15 protein-coding genes and 3 pseudogenes are annotated in these 18,370 nt (G+C 72.0%); 12 read left to right on the top strand and 6 right to left on the bottom strand.

What is annotated here, in order from left to right; genetic code table 11:
• Nucleotides 1-71 precede the first annotated feature (71 nt).
• The gene (locus KSP35_RS09615; protein WP_217001277.1) at nucleotides 72-1,094 is read left to right on the top strand and encodes a glycosyltransferase family 2 protein; all 1,023 of its coding nucleotides are present in this window, start codon (nucleotides 72-74) and stop codon (nucleotides 1,092-1,094) included.
• Nucleotides 1,095-1,242: 148 nt separating this feature from the next.
• Here the strand turns inward: KSP35_RS09615 and KSP35_RS09620 are convergent, their stop codons facing one another.
• Together KSP35_RS09620 and KSP35_RS09625 are read right to left on the bottom strand one after the other, a co-directional pair.
• Complete coding sequence (locus tag KSP35_RS09620; protein ID WP_217001279.1) at nucleotides 1,243-2,154, bottom strand: SDR family NAD(P)-dependent oxidoreductase; 912 nt, start codon at nucleotides 2,152-2,154, stop codon at nucleotides 1,243-1,245.
• A 73-nt stretch (nucleotides 2,155-2,227) separates the two neighbouring features.
• Nucleotides 2,228-2,674: a hypothetical protein gene (locus KSP35_RS09625; protein WP_217001281.1), complete on the bottom strand. Its 447-nt coding sequence runs from the start codon at nucleotides 2,672-2,674 to the stop codon at nucleotides 2,228-2,230.
• Between the two features lie 93 nt (nucleotides 2,675-2,767).
• On the opposite strand from KSP35_RS09625, the gene KSP35_RS09630 reads away from it, so the two are divergent.
• The 7 genes and pseudogenes from KSP35_RS09630 to KSP35_RS09655 all read left to right on the top strand — a co-directional run bounded on the left by KSP35_RS09630 (nucleotide 2,768) and on the right by KSP35_RS09655 (nucleotide 9,701).
• Nucleotides 2,768-4,585 (top strand): ABC transporter ATP-binding protein, encoded by a 1,818-nt coding sequence (locus KSP35_RS09630; protein WP_254127072.1) that lies wholly within the window; start codon nucleotides 2,768-2,770, stop codon nucleotides 4,583-4,585.
• A gap of 318 nt (nucleotides 4,586-4,903) precedes the next feature.
• Nucleotides 4,904-5,368 (top strand): hypothetical protein, encoded by a 465-nt coding sequence (locus tag KSP35_RS09635; RefSeq protein WP_217001283.1) that lies wholly within the window; start codon nucleotides 4,904-4,906, stop codon nucleotides 5,366-5,368.
• Entirely contained in the window at nucleotides 5,365-5,856 is a 492-nt protein-coding gene (locus KSP35_RS09640) for a thiol-disulfide oxidoreductase DCC family protein (protein WP_217001284.1), read from the top strand. Before KSP35_RS09635 ends, KSP35_RS09640 begins: the two co-directional genes overlap by 4 nt.
• A 73-nt stretch (nucleotides 5,857-5,929) precedes the next feature.
• Entirely contained in the window at nucleotides 5,930-6,559 is a 630-nt protein-coding gene (locus KSP35_RS09645; protein WP_217001286.1) for a TetR/AcrR family transcriptional regulator, read from the top strand.
• A 118-nt stretch (nucleotides 6,560-6,677) separates the two neighbouring features.
• Nucleotides 6,678-8,265, top strand: a pseudogene (locus tag KSP35_RS09650) (SpoIIE family protein phosphatase).
• A gap of 89 nt (nucleotides 8,266-8,354) precedes the next feature.
• Nucleotides 8,355-8,666: pseudogene (locus KSP35_RS25765) on the top strand (ATP-binding protein); the annotation flags it as partial.
• A gap of 129 nt (nucleotides 8,667-8,795) precedes the next feature.
• A complete protein-coding gene (locus tag KSP35_RS09655; protein WP_217001290.1) occupies nucleotides 8,796-9,701 on the top strand; it encodes a GGDEF domain-containing protein in 906 nt (301 codons plus the stop codon).
• On the opposite strand, the gene KSP35_RS09660 is transcribed toward KSP35_RS09655, so the two are convergent.
• Nucleotides 9,702-10,772, bottom strand: coding sequence for a Zn-dependent alcohol dehydrogenase (locus KSP35_RS09660; RefSeq protein ID WP_217001292.1), 1,071 nt, complete (start codon nucleotides 10,770-10,772; stop codon nucleotides 9,702-9,704).
• Between the two features lie 185 nt (nucleotides 10,773-10,957).
• Nucleotides 10,958-12,413: pseudogene (locus KSP35_RS25770) on the bottom strand (aldehyde dehydrogenase).
• A 200-nt stretch (nucleotides 12,414-12,613) separates the two neighbouring features.
• Here KSP35_RS25770 and KSP35_RS09670 point away from each other — a divergent pair.
• From KSP35_RS09670 to KSP35_RS09685, 4 genes are all read left to right on the top strand, one after another.
• The gene (locus KSP35_RS09670; RefSeq protein WP_217001293.1) at nucleotides 12,614-13,186 is read left to right on the top strand and encodes a GNAT family N-acetyltransferase; all 573 of its coding nucleotides are present in this window, start codon (nucleotides 12,614-12,616) and stop codon (nucleotides 13,184-13,186) included.
• A 55-nt stretch (nucleotides 13,187-13,241) separates the two neighbouring features.
• A complete protein-coding gene (locus KSP35_RS09675) occupies nucleotides 13,242-13,598 on the top strand; it encodes a helix-turn-helix transcriptional regulator (protein ID WP_217001295.1) in 357 nt (118 codons plus the stop codon).
• Nucleotides 13,585-14,097 (top strand): SRPBCC domain-containing protein, encoded by a 513-nt coding sequence (locus KSP35_RS09680; RefSeq protein ID WP_217001297.1) that lies wholly within the window; start codon nucleotides 13,585-13,587, stop codon nucleotides 14,095-14,097. The genes KSP35_RS09675 and KSP35_RS09680 overlap by 14 nt, the downstream gene beginning before the upstream one ends.
• A gap of 588 nt (nucleotides 14,098-14,685) precedes the next feature.
• Nucleotides 14,686-15,840 carry an HNH endonuclease signature motif containing protein gene (locus KSP35_RS09685; RefSeq protein WP_217001299.1) on the top strand — a complete coding sequence of 385 codons (1,155 nt, stop codon included), beginning with the start codon at nucleotides 14,686-14,688 and terminating at the stop codon, nucleotides 15,838-15,840.
• A 366-nt stretch (nucleotides 15,841-16,206) separates the two neighbouring features.
• Here the strand turns inward: KSP35_RS09685 and KSP35_RS09690 are convergent, their stop codons facing one another.
• The gene (locus KSP35_RS09690; protein WP_217001301.1) at nucleotides 16,207-17,412 is read right to left on the bottom strand and encodes an amidohydrolase family protein; all 1,206 of its coding nucleotides are present in this window, start codon (nucleotides 17,410-17,412) and stop codon (nucleotides 16,207-16,209) included.
• Between the two features lie 116 nt (nucleotides 17,413-17,528).
• Nucleotides 17,529-18,317, bottom strand: coding sequence for a hypothetical protein (locus KSP35_RS09695; RefSeq protein ID WP_217001303.1), 789 nt, complete (start codon nucleotides 18,315-18,317; stop codon nucleotides 17,529-17,531).
• Between the last annotated feature and the right edge of the window lie 53 nt (nucleotides 18,318-18,370).

Genomic DNA, 18,370 nt, shown 5'->3' on the forward strand with positions numbered 1-18,370 from the left:
GGGTCGCGACCGCAGATCCTCGATCGCGACCCCCAGCAAGTACCCTGTGGCCTCGTGGAGAAGGGAACGGCATGAAGCTCGTGGTCCAGGTGCCGTGTCTGAACGAGGAGGAGACCCTCCCCCTCGTGCTCGAGTCGATCCCGCGGCAGATCCCCGGGATCGACGAGATCGTCGTCCTGATCATCGACGACGGGTCCACCGATCGCACCGTCGAGGTGGCTCGCGAGCACGGCGTCACCGAGTTCGTGTTCCACGCCCGCAACCGGGGCCTCGGCCGCTCGTTCCACGACGGCGTGCAGCGGGCCCTCGAGCTCGGCGCCGACATCGTGGTCAACACCGACGGCGACAACCAGTACCCGCAGGAGCGCATCACCGACCTGGTGCAGCCGATCCTCCGGGGCGAGGCCGAGATCGTCATCGCCGATCGCCAGGTCCACCTGGTGGAGCACTTCTCGAAGGCCAAGATCGCCCTGCAGAAGTTCGGCAGCAACGTGGTGAACCGGGCGGGGGGCACCGACCTGCCGGACGCCGCCAGCGGGTTCCGCGCCTACTCGCGCGAGTCGCTGATGCTGCTGAACACCATCACCCGCTTCAGCTACTGCATGGAGACCATCATCCAGGCGGGCATCAAGAAGCTGAAGATCGTCAGCATCCCGGTCACCACCAACGCCAAGACCCGCGAGTCCCGGCTGTTCGGCTCCACCAAGGAGCACGTGGCCAAGTCCGGCATGGCCATCGTGCGGGCCTACATCATGTACAAGCCCTACGCGATCTTCGGCGCCACCGCGGTGATCTTCTTCATCCTCGGGATCGCGCCGTTCGCCCGCTACGCGGTGCTCAAGTTCACCGACAGCGGCGGCAACCACCTGCAGTCGCTGCTGCTCGGGGTGGCCGGCATCCTGGCCGCCTTCCTGTCGGTGATGCTCGGCGTCATCTCCGACCTCATCCGCACCAACCGGATGCTCATCGAGGACGGCCTCGAGCACACCAAGAAGATGCGCTTCGACCGCCCCTCGGACTCCCTGCCCGCCGCCCCGGTGGCCAGCGCCGATCCCGACCGCGTCCGCGCCTACACCGGCGAGCCCGCCGCCTGAAGCCCGTCCCGGCGGTTCGCCCGCCGGGATTCCCGTCACCCAGGGTCGCCGAGCGACCCCTCGCGACAGGAACCCGAGCACCGCCGAGGTTCCCGTCACCAAGGGTCGCCGAGCGACCCTTCGCGACAGGAACCCCGCTCGGTCCGTCCTAGTAGCGCAGGCCGGGGGCCCGGGTGTGGAAGATGTCGGTGGCGAGCTGGGTGCCGAGCTTGGTGGCGTCCCAGCGCTTCCCGCCGTTGCTGAGGCTGGCGCCGTTGGTCCAGCCCGTCATGAGGATGATGTCCTCGGCCACGGCCCGGATGACCTGGCCGGTCACGTGCTGGGACTCGTCGGAGGCCAGCCACGCCACCAGCGGCGAGGACACCGAGGGGTCCATGCGGTTCCACTCGCCGTCGGGCACGTCGTCGGCCTCGATGACCGTCGGGGCGCCGGGCATGGTGCCGGTGATGCGGGTGGCGGCGGCGGGACCGACGCAGTTGACGGTGACGCCGAGCTTGTAGAGCTCGAGGCTGAGGGTCTGGGTCAGCCCGGCGATGCCGGCCTTGGCGGTGGCGTAGTTGGTCTGGCCGAAGTTGCCCACGAGGCCGGCGCCGGAGGTGGTGTTGATGACCCGGCCGGTGAACGCCTCGCCCGACTTCGACTTCTCGCGCCAGTGCTTGGCGGCGTGGTGGCACGGGGCCCAGGTGCCCTTGACGTGGACGCGGAGGACGGCGTCGAAGTCGCCCTCGCTCATGTTCCAGATGGCGCCGTCGCGCACGATGCCGGCGTTGTTGACCAGCACGTCCATGGAGCCGAAGGCCTCGATGGCCTGGGCGATCATGCGCCCGGCGCCGTCGAAGTCGGCGACGTCCTCGTAGTTGGCGACGGCCTCGCCGCCGCGGCCCTTGATGATGTCGACGGTGAGGTCGGCGTCGCGGCCGGTGCCCTCACCGGTGACCGAGCCGCCCAGGTCGTTCACGACGACCTTGGCGCCGTGCTTGGCCAGCTCCAGGGCGTGGCCCCGGCCGATGCCGTGCCCCGCTCCCGTGACGATCGCAACCTTGCCGTCGAGCATGCCCATGGGTCTTCGCGCCTCCGTGATCAGCGTCTTTCTGACGAACCGTCAGATCCTAGGAGGGCGGCGTTCGCGCTGGTCAATCGCCGCTGCTGATGGAGGACCCCACCGTTTCGAACTGCTCGCCGTCGCCCGGGCACTCGGTGCTGGCCCCTTGGGCCCAGACCCCGTCGCGGCCGTCGACGTCGGCGCGCTGCTGCAGCTTGCCGTCCCCGTCGACGAAGCCGAACACCACCTTCGTCGCCGAGCGGCTCAGCTCCACGCGGTGGGTGCCGCTGGGGGGCGAGCCGGCGACCGACTCGGGCTTGCTGGTGTCCGGTGCGTCCGCCGGATCGGCGTAGATCGGTTGGCCGACGGGCGTGAAGGTGTCGCGGTGCTCGCAGGCCCACGCCGGCGCCTTCGCCGACGTCGGCGGGCTGGCGGCACCGTCGCTCCCCGATCCGCAGCCGGCCAGGGCCAGCCCGGCCAGCCCCACCGCCGCCGCCATCCGCACCACCGCTGATCCGATCACGCCATTCCGCTGCATGCCGGACCCGTCGGCACCGGCCGCGCGTCCTGGAGGGCGGCGAGCGGATTCCGGTGCGGGCGACGGGCAAGGGCGCCCGTAGGGTCGACGCCGATGTCGGAACCCTCGTCGAGCTCGATCCCGCTCTCCACCACCCCGCCTCTGCGAGACCTGTGGCGCTACGGCCGGGACCACCGGTCCCGGGTGGTGCTGGCCATCTCGATGTCGCTGTTCAACAAGGTGTGCGACATCGCCCCCGAGCTGCTCATCGGCGCAGCCGTCGACGTCGTGGTCAACGAAGGGCAGTCGTTCATCGGCCGGCTGTTCGGGGTGGCCGACCGCTACGAGCAGCTGACCATCCTGGTGGTGGCCACCGTGCTGGTGTGGCTGCTCGAGTCGGCCAGCGAGTACGTGGCCGTCCTCAACTGGCGCTACCTGGCCCAGGTGGTGGAGCACGAGGCCCGGATGGACACCTACCGGCACGTGCAGTCGCTGGAGATCTCCTACTTCGAGGACCGCACGTCGGGCGGCCTGATGACCGTGCTCAACGACGACGTGAACCAGCTCGAGCGCTTCCTCGACATGGGGCCCCACAAGCTGATCATCACCGCCGCCAACGTGGTGTTCGTGGGGATCGTGTTCGCGATCATCTCGCCGCTGCTGACCGTGCTGGCGTTCCTCCCCATCCCGGTGATCGTGGCCGGGTCGCTGCTCTACCAGAGCCGCCTGCAGCCCCGCTACGCCAAGGTGCGGGCCGCCGCCGGCACCATCAGCGACACCCTCACGAACGGCATCGGCGGCATCGCCACCATCAAGTCGTTCAACGCCGAGGACCGCGAGGTCGAGCGGGTGCGAGTCGACAGCGAGCAGTACCGGGTGGTCAACCAGGACGCCATCCGCCTCTCCACCGCCTTCCGCCCGCTCATCCGCACCGCGGTGCTGGCCGGCTTCACCATGACCCTCCTGGTGGGTGGCCGAGCTGCCCTGCGCGGCGACCTGCCCGTCGGGCTGTTCTCGGTCCTCGTCTACATGTCCCAGCGTCTGCTGTGGCCGCTCACCGACCTGGGCGAGACGCTCGACCTGTACCAGCGGGCCATGGCGTCCTGCCGGCGGATCTTCGGCCTGCTGGAGGCCCAGCCCCGGATCCTGCCGGGCACCCACGACCTGCCGCTGCCGGTGCGGGGCGCGGTGCGGTTCGACGACGTGCGCTTCGCCTACGAGTCGAGCCCCAGCGAGGTGCTCCGCGGCCTGAGCATCGACGTCCCCGCCGGCGAGACCCACGCCATCGTCGGCGCCACCGGCTCGGGCAAGTCCACCGTGGTCAAGCTGCTGCTCCGCCTCTACGAGCCCACCAGCGGCCGGATCACCCTCGACGGCGAGCCCATCGACCAGCTGACCTTCGCGTCGCTCCGCGGCGCCACCGGCTTCGTGGCCCAGGACGTGTTCCTCTTCCACGGCACCGTGCGGGAGAACCTGACCTACGGCCGCCCGGACGCCTCCGACGACGACGTGCGCCGCGCCGCCGAGCTGGCCGAGGCCACCGAGTTCATCGAGGCCATGCCCGAGGGCTACGACACGGTGGTGGGCGAGCGGGGCCAGAAGCTCTCCGGCGGCCAGCGCCAGCGGCTGACGATCGCCCGTGCGATCCTCCGCGACCCGGCCGTGCTCATCCTCGACGAGGCCACCTCGGCGGTCGACAACGAGACCGAGGCCGCCATCCAGCGGTCGCTCGAGAAGGTCTCGGCCGACCGCACCACCATCGTCATCGCCCACCGTCTGTCGACGGTCCGCCACGCCCACCGCATCCACGTGATGGAGGCCGGCTGCGTCATCGAGGCGGGCACCCACGAGGAGCTGGTCGCCCTCGGCGGCCTCTACGCCGCCCTCTGGCGGGTGCAGACCGGCGAGACCACCGCCACCGCCACCGACTGACCGCCCCGGCCCCTCGAACCCTCGAACACCGATCCCCCCCTCGAACTTGTGGGCCCACGCTGCCGTTTCCGGCGCTCTGGGCCCACAAGTTCGCCTGGGGTCCCGGAGCGCCATCCAACTTGTGGGCCCAGGCCGCCGTTTCCAGCGCGGTGGGCCCACAAGTTGGCGGCGGGGGCGCGCCGAGGTAGGTGACGACGTGGGGGTCGCAGGGCGAGGTGCAGGCGTGACGTGACGAGGATCTCGTTGACCGATGTCGGGAGTTGAGCGTACGCTCAATGCAGTTGCTCAAAGCACCCGCTCAACCCCTTGGAGGCCACGATGCGCGACTACCTCCCGATCGTCTACGCCACCTACCTCGTGACGGCGGTGGGGCTGTGCTCCTGGCTGGCCCGCACCCTGTTCCGCAACGGTGCGGTCTTCCTCGCCGACGTGTTCGCCGACCGGCCCGAGCTGGCCCAGGCGGTCAACCGGCTGCTCGTGACGGGCTTCGCCATGTTCAACCTCGGCTACGCCTTCTTCCTCTTGCAGGGCGGCGTGGCCGCCGACGCCACCGAGGCCTTCGAGGTGCTCGCCCGCAAGCTGGGCGTCCTGCTGGTGAGCCTGGCCGTCGTGCACTTCGTGAACATCGCCGCCTTCCACTGGATCAACGGTCGGCGCCGCCAGGCGACCATGGTCCCGCCCGTGGCACCGCAGCGCCGGGTGGAGCCCCCGGCCGGCGGCGGCCCCTGGGGCCACCCGCTGCCGCCCCCGCCGGCTGCCCCCCGGCCGGCGCCGGTCCCGTGACCACCGACCAGGCGGCGAGCCCCGGGACCGGGAGCGCCCCCACCGGCGCTCCCGGTCCCGCGTCGCTGACCGTCTTCTACGACCGGGGCTGCGCCCTGTGCCGGCGGAGCCGGGCCTGGCTCGAGGCCCAGCCCACCTGGTTGCCTCTCACCTTCGTGGCGGCCGACGCCGACGAGGCCCGGGCGCTGCTCCCCGACCTGCCGTGGCTGGGCACCGAGCTGGTGGTGGTGGGCGACGACGGATCGAGCTGGATCGGCCCGGCCGCCTTCGTCACGTGCCTGTGGGCCACCGTGCGCTACCGGGCGTGGTCCCGACGCCTGGCGTCCCCCGCCCTCGCGCCGCTCGCCGAGCGCTTCTTCGTGGCGGTCTCGGCCAACCGGTCCACCCTGGCCGCCGCCCTGGGCGACGGGTGCCCCGACGGCACCTGCCACCACCGGCCACCAGCGGCCGGGGCCACCGGTCGCCCGCGACCCGCGTCGGGCTGGTGAGGCCCCCACGAGGCCGGCGCCCGCCGCGGCGTCTGCCAACATGGCCGGGCCGCCGAGCGGGGAGGAGGTCACCGTGGTCGCCAAGCCCAAGAGCACCAAGGACGCCCCCTCGGGCGCCGAGACCCGTGAGCGCCTCGTGGCCGCGGCTCGGGCCTGCCTCCAGTCGGAGGGCATCGCCGGCGCCAGCGCCCGGGCCATCGCCCGCCACGGCGACCTGAACCAGGCGCTGGTCTTCTACCACTTCGGCTCCGTCGACGGCCTGCTCCAGGCGACGGCCCGCGAGGACGCCGAGCGGCGGGCCCGCCTCTACGAGGACCAGCTCACCGGCGCGTCGACGCTGGCGGAGCTGGTGGCGGTGGGCCGCACCATCCACGACGTCGAGACCCGCGACGGCAGCTCGGCCGTGCTCACCCAGCTGCTGGCCGGGGCGGTGTCCTCGCCGAGCCTGGGCGCCGCCATCCTCGACGGCATGAAGCCGTGGACCTCCCTGGTGCAGGACGCCCTGCGGCGGGTGGTGGCCGACACCGCCCTGGCCTCGGTGGTCCCGCTCGACGACCTCGCCTTCGCCATCTCCTCGCTGTTCCTCGGGATGGAGCTGATGGCCTCGCTCGACCCCGACCACGACCGGGTGGCGGGGCTCTTCACCAGCCTCGACTCGGTCAGCCTCCTCCTCGACGCGCTGCTGCGCGCCACCAGCCCGTGATGGCCGACCCGCAGATCGGAGACCCGTGACCGACGCCGACGAGGCCTTCGAGGCCGTCGCCCGCTCCCTGCCCACCAGCGACGGGGACCTCGAGGAGCTGCTGGCCCGGGCCACCCACGTGGCCCGCAACGCCATCTGCATCACCGACGCCGACCTCGACGAGCCCGGACCCCGGATCGTCTACGTGAACCCCGCGTTCGAGCGCATCACCGGCTACCGGTCCGAGGAGGTGGTGGGGCGCAACCCCCGCTTCCTCCAGGGGCCGGCCACCGACCGCGCCGTGATCGCCCGGCTGCGCGCCGACCTCGAGGCCGGGCGTCCGTTCCAGGGCGAGACCGCCAACTACCGCAAGGACGGCGAGCAGTTCCACATGTCGTGGCGCATCGCGGCGGTGCGCGGCGCCGACGGCCGGGTGACCCACTACGTCGCCGCCCAGGAGGACATCACCGCGCTCCGAGCCGCCGAGCAGCGGCTGCGCGACGAGGCCACCTACCAGGAGCAGGCGAGCGATTGGCTGGGACACCTCGTGACGCTGGCGGTGACCCTGGCGCGGGCCTCGAGCCCCGACGAGGTGCTGGCGCTGGTGGCGGCCACCGCGGTGGGCTCGCTCGGCGCCGATCGGGCGGCGGTGGTGCTGGTCGACGACGAGCGCGCCCAGTGGCTGGTGGCCGCCGTCGCCGGCGAGGGCGCCGCCGTGGCCGGGTCTCGCTTCTCCCCCGAGGCCGGCACGCTCGTGGCCGACGCCCTAGAGGGAGCGACACCGCGGCTCTGGGCCACCCCGGCCCGACTCGTGGGCGCCGGCCTCGACGACGACGACGCCGGGGCGGTCGCCGTCCTCCCCCTCGGCGACGACGAGCCCTACGGCGTGCTGGCGCTGACCTTCCCTCCCGGGCACCGGTTCCGGGTGGCCGAGGAGTCCCACCTCGGCCTGCTCGCCCGCCTCACCACCCTCACCCACCGCAAGACCCAGGCCCTCGATGCCCAGAGCTCGGTGGCGAGCGAGCTCCAGGCGGCGCTGCTCCCCTCGCTCGGTGCCCTGCCCGGGCTCGAGCTGGCCTGGCAGTACCTGGCGGTCGCCGACCACTCGGTCGTGGGTGGCGACTGGTACGACGCCGTCGAGCTCCCCGGGGGACGGGTGGCGCTGTTCGTGGGCGACGTCGTCGGCCACGGCCCCCGAGCCGCCGCCCTGATGGGCGAGGTCCGCTTCACCACGCGGGCTGGTGCGGGCCTTCGCCGAGCCCGGCCGGCTCCTGGACGAGCTCGATGCGTCGCTGCTCACCGCCCACGCCCCGGGCCAGGCGATGGCCACGCTCTGCGCCGTGGTGGTGGAGCCCGGCGGCACGCTCCGCTACAGCTCCGCCGGCCACCCCCACCCGGTGGTGCGCCGCGTCGACGGCACCGTCGACGTGCTCAGGGGCGGGCAGTCCCGCCTGCTCGGCGCCAGCGCCGATGGCGAGGCCCGCTCGACCGCCACCGGCCACCTCCGGCCGGGCGACTGCCTGGTGGCCTTCAGCGACGGCGTCTTCGAGCGCCGCGGCACCGACTACGACGTCGCGTACCGCGACCTGCTCGACCGACTGCGGGCCACCAGCCCCAACCCTCGAGCGCTCTGCGACGCGATCATCGGCGATCGCCTCGCCGACGACGGCGAGGCACCGTTCCGGGACGACGTCGTGGTGCTCGCCGCCCGTTGGGAGGGGTCGTGACCACGGCAGGCGCCGAGCGCTCCACCACGTTCCCGCCCGAGGCGGAGCGGCTGGCCGGCGTGCGCGACTTCGCCCAGGAGGCGGCGGCCGAGCTCCAGCTCCAGGTCGACGCCGACGTGCTGGCCGTGGTGGTGGGCGAGCTGGCTGCCAACGCCGTGCGCCACCAGGACGGCGAGGCCACGCTCACCATCCGCCGCCTCGACGGCGGGGTGCTCGAGGTCGAGGTGTGCGACGAGGCGCCCGGCCTGCCCGAGCTGGCCGAGCAGGACCCCTGGCGGTTGGGCGGGCACCGGGGGATCGCCCTCGTGGCCGCCCTCGCCAGCGAGTGGGGCGTCGAGGTGCTGGGCCCGGGCAAGCGGGTGTGGGCCCGCCTCGGGCCAGCGGTTCCCCCGATCGGCTGACCGCGGAGCGAGCCGAAACTTTCACTGTACGTGAGAACGGACAATCTGTACCCTGGCGACATCACCGCTCCGGCACCACCCCCCGAGGCCCGAGCTCCCCGATCCCCCGCCGCCCCCGATCTGGAGGCGGTGGGCGAGTTCGAGCTGCTCGCCGAGGTCGTCGACCTCGCCATCCTGCGCGCCGATGCCGACGGCGCCGTCACCTACGCCAACTCGGCGGCCTGCGAGCTGCTGTGGCGCACGCCCGAAGGGCTCACCCGCGACGGCTGGCTCGACGCCGTGCACCGAGATGACCGGCGCCGCCTGGCCGCCGCCGCCGGGGCCGTGCTGCAGAGCGGCGCCTCCTCGGTCGAGGAGTGCCGCATCGACGTGTTGGGCGAGACCCGTTGGGCCCGCGTGCGGCTCAACGCCATCCGCACCGGCTACGACGAGCCCACCGGTTGGGTGGCGATCGGCGAGGACATCACCACCGAGCGGGCAGCGAGCGACGAGCTCACCCGCCGGGCCACCCACGACGCCCTCACCGGCTTGCCCAACCGGGTGCTGCTGGAGGACCGCCTCTCGCTGGCGCTGGCTCGCAGCCACCGCGACCGCAGCACGGTGACCGTCTTCTTCCTGGACCTCGACCGCTTCAAGCAGGTCAACGACCGCCACGGCCACCGCATCGGCGACCGGGTGCTGCGCGAGGTGGCGGCCCGCATCACCAGGGCCATCCGCGGCGCCGACACCGCCGCCCGCCTCGGCGGCGACGAGTTCGTGGTGGTGGCCGAAGGGCTCGACCGCGAGGTCGCCGTGCGGGTGGCCCTGCGCATCACCAGCACCATCGCCCAACCCATCGACCTCGGCGGCGAGGAGCTGGTGCTGCGGGCCTCGGTGGGCGTGGCCCAGTCGCCGCACGCCGCGGTGGCCCCAGCCGTGCTGGTCGATGCCGCCGACGCTGCGATGTACGACGCCAAGCGCCTCGAGCTCGGCCTGGCGTTCGCGCCGCTGGGCGACGGGGACGGCGCCGGACAGCCCGACGTCGCCCCCGCCTGATCAGTCGGCGAAGGTGAGCACGGCCCGGTTGAGCCCGCCGCCGTGCATGGCGTCGAGCGCCTCCTGCACCTGCTCGGGCTGGTAGGTGGCCGACACCAGCTCGTCGAGCTTGAGCTTGCCGGCCTTGTAGAGCTCGATGAACAGCGGGATGTCGTGGTGCGGGCGGGCCGAGCCGTAGCGGCAGCCCATGATCGACTTGTCGTTGTAGAGCGTGTTCACCATGAAGCTGGCCTCGCTGCCGAACTTCGGCACGCCCAGCAGCACCGCGCTGCCGCCCCAGTCGAGGAGGTCGATCGACTGGCGGATGAGCGCCGGGTGGCCCACGCACTCGAACGCGTAGTCGACGCCGTTGGGCAGGATCGCCTTGACCGCCTCGGCCGTGTCGACGTCGGGGCCGGCGGCGATGAAGTGGGTGGCGCCGAACTGCAGGGCGGCCGCCTCCTTGGCCGGGTTGGCATCGACGGCGATGATCGTCCCGCAGTTCGAGAGCGCCAGGCCCTGCAGCACGCTGAGGCCGATGCCGCCGATGCCGATCACCATGGCCGACTGGCCGATCCGGGGCTTGGCCCGGTTGAGCACCGCGCCCGTGCCGGTGAGCACGGCGCAGCCGATGAAGCAGGCCGACGCGAACGGCACGTCCTTGTCGATCACCACGGCCTGGGTCTCGGTCACCACGGTGTGCTCGGCGAACACGCCGGCGTTGGCGAACTGGAACGCCTTCTCGCCGCCGACGGTGAACGGCGCCTTGAGCCGCCCGGCGTTGACCCGGCAGAACGTGGCCTGGCCCCGGTCGCACGCGCCGCACTGCCCGCAGTTGCCCAGCGTGGTGAGCACCACGTGGTCGCCGACCTTGACCGTCGACACGCCGGCCCCGATCTGCTCGACCACGCCCGCCCCCTCGTGGCCCATCACCGCCGGCGTCGGGAACGGGATCGTCCCGTTCACCACGCTCACGTCCGAGTGGCAGAGCCCCGCCGCGTGGATCCGCACCCGCACCTCGTTCGCCCGCAGGTCCCGCACCTCCACATCCGTGCGAACCTCCAGCTCACCAGTCCAAACGATGGCTTTCACGTTTTCATCCTCACTCGTTCGCTGCGCTCACTCCGTTCGGATGAGCGGTCTTGCCCGGCTGACGCCGTACGTCCTCTGTCGGGCCACCGGCTTCGCCGCCGGCCCCGAGCGTCGTGGGGGGGCTCCGCAAGCTCCGCCCCCCCACACCCCCGAGCTCGCTTCGCTCGAAGGTCAAGCCCTACCGATCAAGCGCTCCAAACTATCGATTGCATCTCGGAGTAGGCGTGGAGGCCCCAGACGCCGCCGTCTCGGCCGACGCCGCTGTACTTGAAGCCACCGAAGGCGGCCTCGTGGTTGCGCTGGAGCGTGTTGATGCCGATGTTGCCGGCGCGGAGCAGCTTGGCCACGGCCATGGCCCGGCCGCTGTCGGCGGAGAAGACGTAGTCGTAGAGGCCGTAGGGGCTGTCGTTGGCGATGGCGATCGCCTCGTCCTCGGTGTCGAAGGGGATCACCGTGATGACGGGGCCGAAGGCCTCCTCGCGGGCGACGGTCATCTCGTTGGTGGCGTCGACCACGAGGGTGGGCGCCACGTAGAAGCCGGAGTCGATCTCGGGGCGCTTGCCGCCGACGGCGAGGGTGGCGCCCTCGTCGGTGGCGGTGCGGATGAGGGCCTCGACGCGGTCCCGGTGGGCTTCGGTGATGACCGGGCCGATCACGGTGTCGCGCTTCGAGCGGGTCGCCCACCTTGAGGTGCGGCGCCATGCCCGAGAGCTTGCCGACCAGCTCGTCGTAGACGCCGCGCTGCACGACGATCCGGGTGGGCGAGGTGCAGATCTGGCCGGAGTGGAAGGTCCAGGTGCTGCTCACGTTCGAGATGACGTTCTTCAGGTCGGCGTCGTCGAAGACGATGGCCGCCCCCTTGCCGCCCAGCTCGAGCAGCAGGCGCTTCATCTGCTTGCCGCCCACCTCGGCGATGCGGCAGCCGACGCCGGTGGAGCCGGTGAAGGAGATCATGTCGACGTCGGGCGAGGTGGTGATGGCCTCGGCGGCCTCGACCGTGCTGGCCGAGACGACGTTGACCACGCCGGCCGGGAACCCGGCCTCCTCGAACAGCTCGCCCATGCGGATCACCGCGAGCGGGTCCTGCACCGGCGGCTTGACCACCACGGTGTTGCCCATGGCGAGCGCCGGCGCGACCTTGCCGGCCATGTTGGTGACCGGGAAGTTGTAGGCGGCCAGCGCGGCGACCACGCCGACGGGAGCGCGGTGCTCGACGCCACCGATGATGCCGCCGGGGGCCAGCGCCGTGGACGGCATGACCGCCGGGGGCAGCGCCACCAGGTTCGACTCGGGCTGGGCGTAGCGGCGGAAGCGGGCGGAGACCTGCGGGACCTGCATGGTCTTGGCCACCCGCATGGTGGCGCCGGTCTCGGCCTGCACGAGCGGGACCAGCTCGTCGCGGTGGGCGTCCCACACGTCGGCGAAGCGGCCGAGCAGCGCGCACCGCTCCTCCATCGAGGTGCGCTGCCACCCGTCGAAGGCGTCCTTGGCGGCCCGGCAGGCGTCCTGGGCCTGCTGCACGGTGGCGTCCGGCGCGCTCCCGACGACCTGCTCGGTCGACGGGTTCACGATGTCGTAGCGGGCATCGGTCGCCACGTGCTCGCCGCCGATCAACAGGCGGTAGGTGCGTTCGTCGGTCACGTCGGCGAACTGTAACGCGTTCTAGTTCGGCCCACGCGGGCGCAGGACCGGCGACGGTGGTGCCGCCAGTTCGTGCTGCACGACCGCCCCCCGACGTGACCAGGAGCGGCGCTACGGGTACACCCGCTCGGGCGCTGAGGGCGGCCACGAACGAGGTGCTCCTTCGCCATCGGTTGCGGAACGGTGGCAACCTCAGGCCCATGGCCGAGGACGGCGCCAGGCCCGAGCCCGAAGGATCCCCACCCAGGACCGCAGCAGCCCGGCCCCGCTACGAGGTGCAGGAGCTGCGTGGTGACCATGCCGCTGCGGTCCTTGCCTTCGAGCGAGAGAACCGCAGCTACTTCGCAGCGTCGGTGACCGATCGCGGCGATGACTACTTCGCGGAGTACGCCGAGCGCCACGCCAAGCTCCTGGAGCAGCAAGCAGCCGGGCACGGTGCCTTCCATGTGCTGGTCGGCGTGGATGGGGAGATCCTGGGGCGCATCAACCTGTACGACATCGCCGACGGAAGCGCCGATGTCGGGTACCGGATGGCCGAGCGGGTGGCCGGTGCTGGCGTCGCGACCACGGCGCTGCGACAGCTGTGCGTGATCGCCGCCGATCGCCACGGCCTCCGGCTGCTGCGTGCCAAGACCTCCGACCTCAACGTCGCGCCGAGCCGAGTGCTCATGAACGCCGGCTTCGCTCCTGTCGAGCGGACCGAGGTGGCCGGCCGGCCCGGCACCTCGTACGAACGACGCTTGACCCCTCACCCTCCACCGCCAGACCGCTAGGCGGACGCCCGGTTCGCGGTTGTGCTCCTGCCGCCGTCGTGCAACACTGAACCACATGGTTCAGTATCGGAGCGCGAGGCTCGACACCTGCTTCGCAGCGCTGGCGGACGCCACGCGGCGGGGGGTGCTCGAGCAGCTCGGCCGCGAGCAGGCTTCGATCTCGGACCTCGCCGATCGCTTCCACATGTCCCCCACGGGCATGGGGAAGCACGTGCGCATCCTCGAGCAGGCCGGGCTCGTCGCCACCGAGAAGGTCGGTCGCGTCCGCACCTGCCGCATCGGGGACCGCCGCCTCGCCGAGGTGACCGAGTGGATCGACCAGTACCAGCGGCGATGGGACGCCCGCTTCGGCGAGCTCGACCACGTCATCGAAGACCTCAAGCACAAGGAGCAGGCACATGGACACGAGTAGTCGAGATCGGGCCGCCGCAGCGGGGAGCAGCACGCAGGTCGAGCGGGTGTCGGATCGCGAGGTCGTCGTCACGCGGTCGTTCGACGCTCCGGCCCGCCTGGTCTTCGAGGCGTGGTCGAACCCCGACCTCTTCCGACGCTGGTGGGTGCCGAGGTCCATGGGGATGGTGCTGGACTCCTGCGAGATGGACGTCCGCACGGGTGGCACCTACCGCCTCGGCTTCAGCGGTGGCATGGACTTCTTCGGCACCTACCTCGAGGTGACGCCGCCGTCGCGCATCGTCTGGACGAACGACGAAGGTGGTGAGGAGTCCTCCGTCACCACGGTCACCCTGACCGAGGAAGACGGCAGGACGGTGGTCGTCGTGCGCGAGCGGTACCCCTCGAAGGAAGCGCTCGACGCCGAGGGCGGAGGCGCCTCCGAGGCGATGCACGAGACCTTCGGCCAGCTGGACGAGTTGCTCGTCGAGCTCGCTTCGGGGTCGCACCCAGCGCCCTGAGCGGTGGCCTCGCTCCGTCGCCAGGAGGATGGAGCAATCCGGAAACCACCTGTTGTGATCGAACGTGTGTTCGAGTACGATGCCATCCATGACCCGAACGGAGGAGTTGCGGACCCAGACCTTGGCGCTGGTCCGCGCTCTGGATCCGGAGCGGATGAGCGGCGCTGACGCCGCCGCTGTGGTGCAGGACCTCGCGGTCATCGAGAAGGCGGCGGCCACCGGGCGGATGTTCGCTGCCATGCGGGTGGCGAAGACCGACGCATGGCGGGGCCAGGGCCACGCCTCGGCGGCCGACTGGTTGGCCGCCCAGGCCGGGATCACGGTGCGGGAGGCCAACGCCCAGTTGGGCACCGCCGCGAAGGCCGACCGGTTGGGCAAGACCAAGGACCAGATGCGGTCCGGCAAGCTCTCCCCCGACCAGGCGGCCGCCGTGGCCGATGCCGCCACGGCGGACCCGGACGCCGAGGACTCCCTGTCGATGCGGCGGCCAACGACACCACCGCCAAGCTCAAGGACGAGGCCGCGCGGGTCAAGGCCGCCGCCACGGACTCGGCCACGCGGGAGCGGCGCATCCGGGCCGAACGGTCGGTGCGCACCCGCACCGACCGTGACGGAGCCTTCTGCCTCAACCTCCGCGGGCCGGCGGCCGACGGCGTGCGCCTGTTGTCCCTGTTGCGGCCCTACGAGGAGCAGGCCTTCCGCACCGGCCGGACCGACGGCATCCGGGACACCTTCGAGAACCGCTCGTACGACGCCTTCCAGGCCTTCCTCGCCGACCTCCAGGCCAGCAGCGCGAGCGCCGACCGGCCGGCTCCGGCGTCGGGCTCACGCCCGGCGCAGCCGGCCGCCACGGGTTCGGCGGCACCGGGCTCGGCCGCATCCGCCTCGACGGGGCCTGACCCTGCAGCGCCGCCGGAGTCGGCTGCGTCGGGGGCGTCGGTCCGTGGCCGAACGGGGGCTGACGCGCCAACGCCGCCGCTGGCCTCCGCGGAGCCGGCGGCGCCAGACCCGATGGCCAGCGCTGCTGCGCCGCCCGGACCCGGTGCGCACGGTCGCCAGCACGCGGCGCCCGCTCGTGTCGGCACGGGCGATCGACCGGCCGGGCCGGTGCGGGCCCGACCGCCGGGCGGCAACAACGTGAAGGTGATCGTGCGGATCGACCACTCAGCGCTGGTGCGAGGCCACACCGTGGCTGGCGAGACCTGCGAGGTGGCGGGCGTTGGACCGATCTCCGCCGGTGCCGTCCGCGAGCTGCTGCGGGACGATCCGTTCCTCGCCGCCGTCGTCACCAAGGGGCGGGACGTGGTCACCGTCGCCCACCTCGGCCGAGGGCTGAACGCCCACCAGCGCACGGCCATCGAGGCCTTGGGCCTGCGGTGCGCCAACCGGGCCTGCAACCGGACCGTCGCCCTCCAGATCGACCACCGGGTGCCCTACGCCCAGGTGCCCGAGACCCGGCTCGACAACCAGGACCCGCTCTGTCCGGACTGCCACCGCCGCAAGACCCACCACGGCTGGCACCTCGAGCCCGGCACCGGACCGCGCCGCTTCCTGCCGCCCGATGAGCCGCCGGGTCGGCAGAGCCTCCGGCGAACCGAGCAGGGCACCGGACCGCTCAGGGATCCGCGGAGCCGGCCAGCGGCGGGTCGGACCGACCAGGGCACCGGGTCGCCCGAGGTCGGTGAGCGCGCCGACAGTGCCCTGCGACCCCGGCCCGGAACGCACCAACCCTCCCTGCTGTAGCGCCAGGGGGGGTCGGTGGACGAGCTGCGGTGGGGCTCGACCTGGCGGCTGCGATCCCGGCCGGGGACGGGCCAACCCTCCCCGCTGGGCCCGAGGGAAGGTGCGTGGACGTGCTGCGGTCCGGACTCGGCTCGGCGGGACGCACCCCAGGCCCGGAACGCACCGACCCTCCCTGCTGTAGCGCGAGGGAAGGTCGGTGGACGAGCTGCGGTCGGGCTCGGCCCGGCGAGACGCACCCCAGGCCCGGAACGCACCGACCCTCCCTGCGGTTGTGCGAGGGAGGGTCGGTGGACGAGCTGCGGTGGCGTCTTGACCCGGTGCCGCATCCGCCGGCGGCTCGAATCGGTGGGCAGGCCGGGCCGGCGGCTACTTGTCGAAGTCGAGGTCGAGCAGCTTGATGGCGTTGCCGCGCACCAGCTTGTAGATGACGTCCTCGGGGAGGTCGCCCATCAGCTTCTCGCCCACGGTCTTGGAGTGCGGCCAGGTGGAGTCCGAGTGGGGGTAGTCGGTCTCGAAGCAGATGTTGTTGACGCCGCACTTCTCGATGTTCTCGAGGCCGTACACGTCGTCGAAGAAGCAGCCGTAGATCTGGCGGTAGTAGTAGGTGCTCGGCGGCTCGGGGACCTTGTCACCGAAGCCGCCCCACGCCCGGTTCTCCTCCCAGACGTTGTCGGCCCGCTCGAGGATGTACGGGATCCAGCCGATCTGGCCCTCGGAGTAGACGATCTTGAGGTCGGGCAGGCGGGCCAGCCAGCCGGAGAACATCCAGTCGGTGAGCGAGCTCATGGCGTTGCCGAAGGTGAGCGTGGAGCCCACCGCAGCGGGGGCGTCGGCCGAGGTCGACGGCATCTTCGACGACGAGCCGATGTGCATGTTGATGGTGGTGCCGGTCTCGGCGCAGGCCCGGAAGAAGGGCTCCCAGTAGTCGCCGTGGATCGACGGCAGGCCGAGGTAGGGCGGGATCTCGCTGAAGCACACGGCCCGCACGCCGCGGGCGGCGTTGCGGTACACCTCGGCGGCGGCCAGGTCGGCGTCCCAGAGGTGGGTGATGGTGAGCGGGATGAGGCGGCCGCCGGAGTCGCCGCACCACTCCTCGACCATCCAGTCGTTGTAGGCCTTCACGCACAGGTCCGACAGGACCTTGTCCTGGGCCTCCATGAACACCTGGCCGCAGAAGCGGGGGAACGAGGGGAAGCACATCTGGGCGTCGGTCCAGTTGGCGTCCATGTCCTCGATGCGGGCCTTGGGGTCCCAGCAGCCCTTGCGCATCTCCTCGTAGGTGATGCCGGTGACCTTCACCTCGTCGCGGCTGAAGCCGGCGGCGGCCGAGAGCCGGGTCTGCGGGGTGCGCTTGTCCTCGTAGAGCCACCAGTCGCACAGCTCGCCGTCGTCGGACGGCTCGTAGCTGAACACGCCGCCCACGAACTGCATGGTGCCGCGCTCCTGGATGGTGCGGGGCCCGACGTCGTGGTACTTGGCGGGCAGGCGGTCGAGCCACACCCGGCCGTGCTCGATCACGTGGTCGTCGACCGAGATGATCTTCGGGAAGGTGCTCTCCACGGTGTCTTCCATGCTGGGGATCCTATTCGGTGATCTGACGGACCGTCAGATGTGCGGGTGCGGCCGTGCGGGTGGGTGGGTTGAGGCGAGGGCTCGCGCGGGGCCGGTAGGCCGGCCGGTCGCGCGGGCTACCAGAGCTGGTCCGTGTACTGGTCGGTGCCGGGGACGGTGGCGCGGAAGGGGGCGACGAGGACGAACTCGCCGAGGCCGGCCTCGGCGAAGCGCCGGCCGAGGGGGCCGAAGGTGTCGTCCCAGGTGGCGGGCAGGTCGGCGTCGACGAACCACAGCTGGCAGAAGCGGTTCTCGGCGGAGTCGGCCTTGACCCCCGCGGCGGCGTCGCTCGGCAGCGGGATGGCGGTCAGCTCGGCGCCGACCACGCCCAGGAGGGGCTGGTCGCGGAACCAGGCGTCGACGTCGTCGAGCGAGGTGCCGGCGGTGGGCTCGCCGATGACCACCACCACGTAGGGCGACCGGTGGTCGAGGGCCAGCTCCACCGGCACGCCGTCGGGCTCCTCGAACTCGGTGCGGAACTTGTACATGAGCGTGTGGATGTGCTCCCGCTCCTCGAACATGCGGTCGTGCTCGTGGAGCCACTGCACCTGGGCGCTCCCCCACTGCATCCACTGGCCGAAGCCGCCGGCCAGGACCCAGTAGAGGGCGAGGTAGGAGCCGCTGGTGGGATCGGGGATCACCGGCGAGTCGGCCGGGTAGCGGAGCGCCTTGAGGTCTTTGGTGGCCACGAAGCGGGCCCCGCTGATGTTCCAGGCGCCGATCATGCAGCCGGCGTAGAAGTGGTCCCGCTCGTACCAGCGGTTGTAGGCCACCTCGTGGCCCTTGTGGGGCTCGACGATGGTGACGAGGGCGCCACCCAGCCGGACCGGCCGCTCGGTCGTCTTGCCGCTGCCCAGATCCTGCACGCGTGGTCCCCTTGCGTCGTGTGGTCGATGCCGCGTGCTCGTGCCGCCGACCT

It is taken from the genome of Aquihabitans sp. G128, assembly GCF_019048865.1.
Taxonomy (GTDB): domain Bacteria; phylum Actinomycetota; class Acidimicrobiia; order Acidimicrobiales; family Iamiaceae; genus Aquihabitans.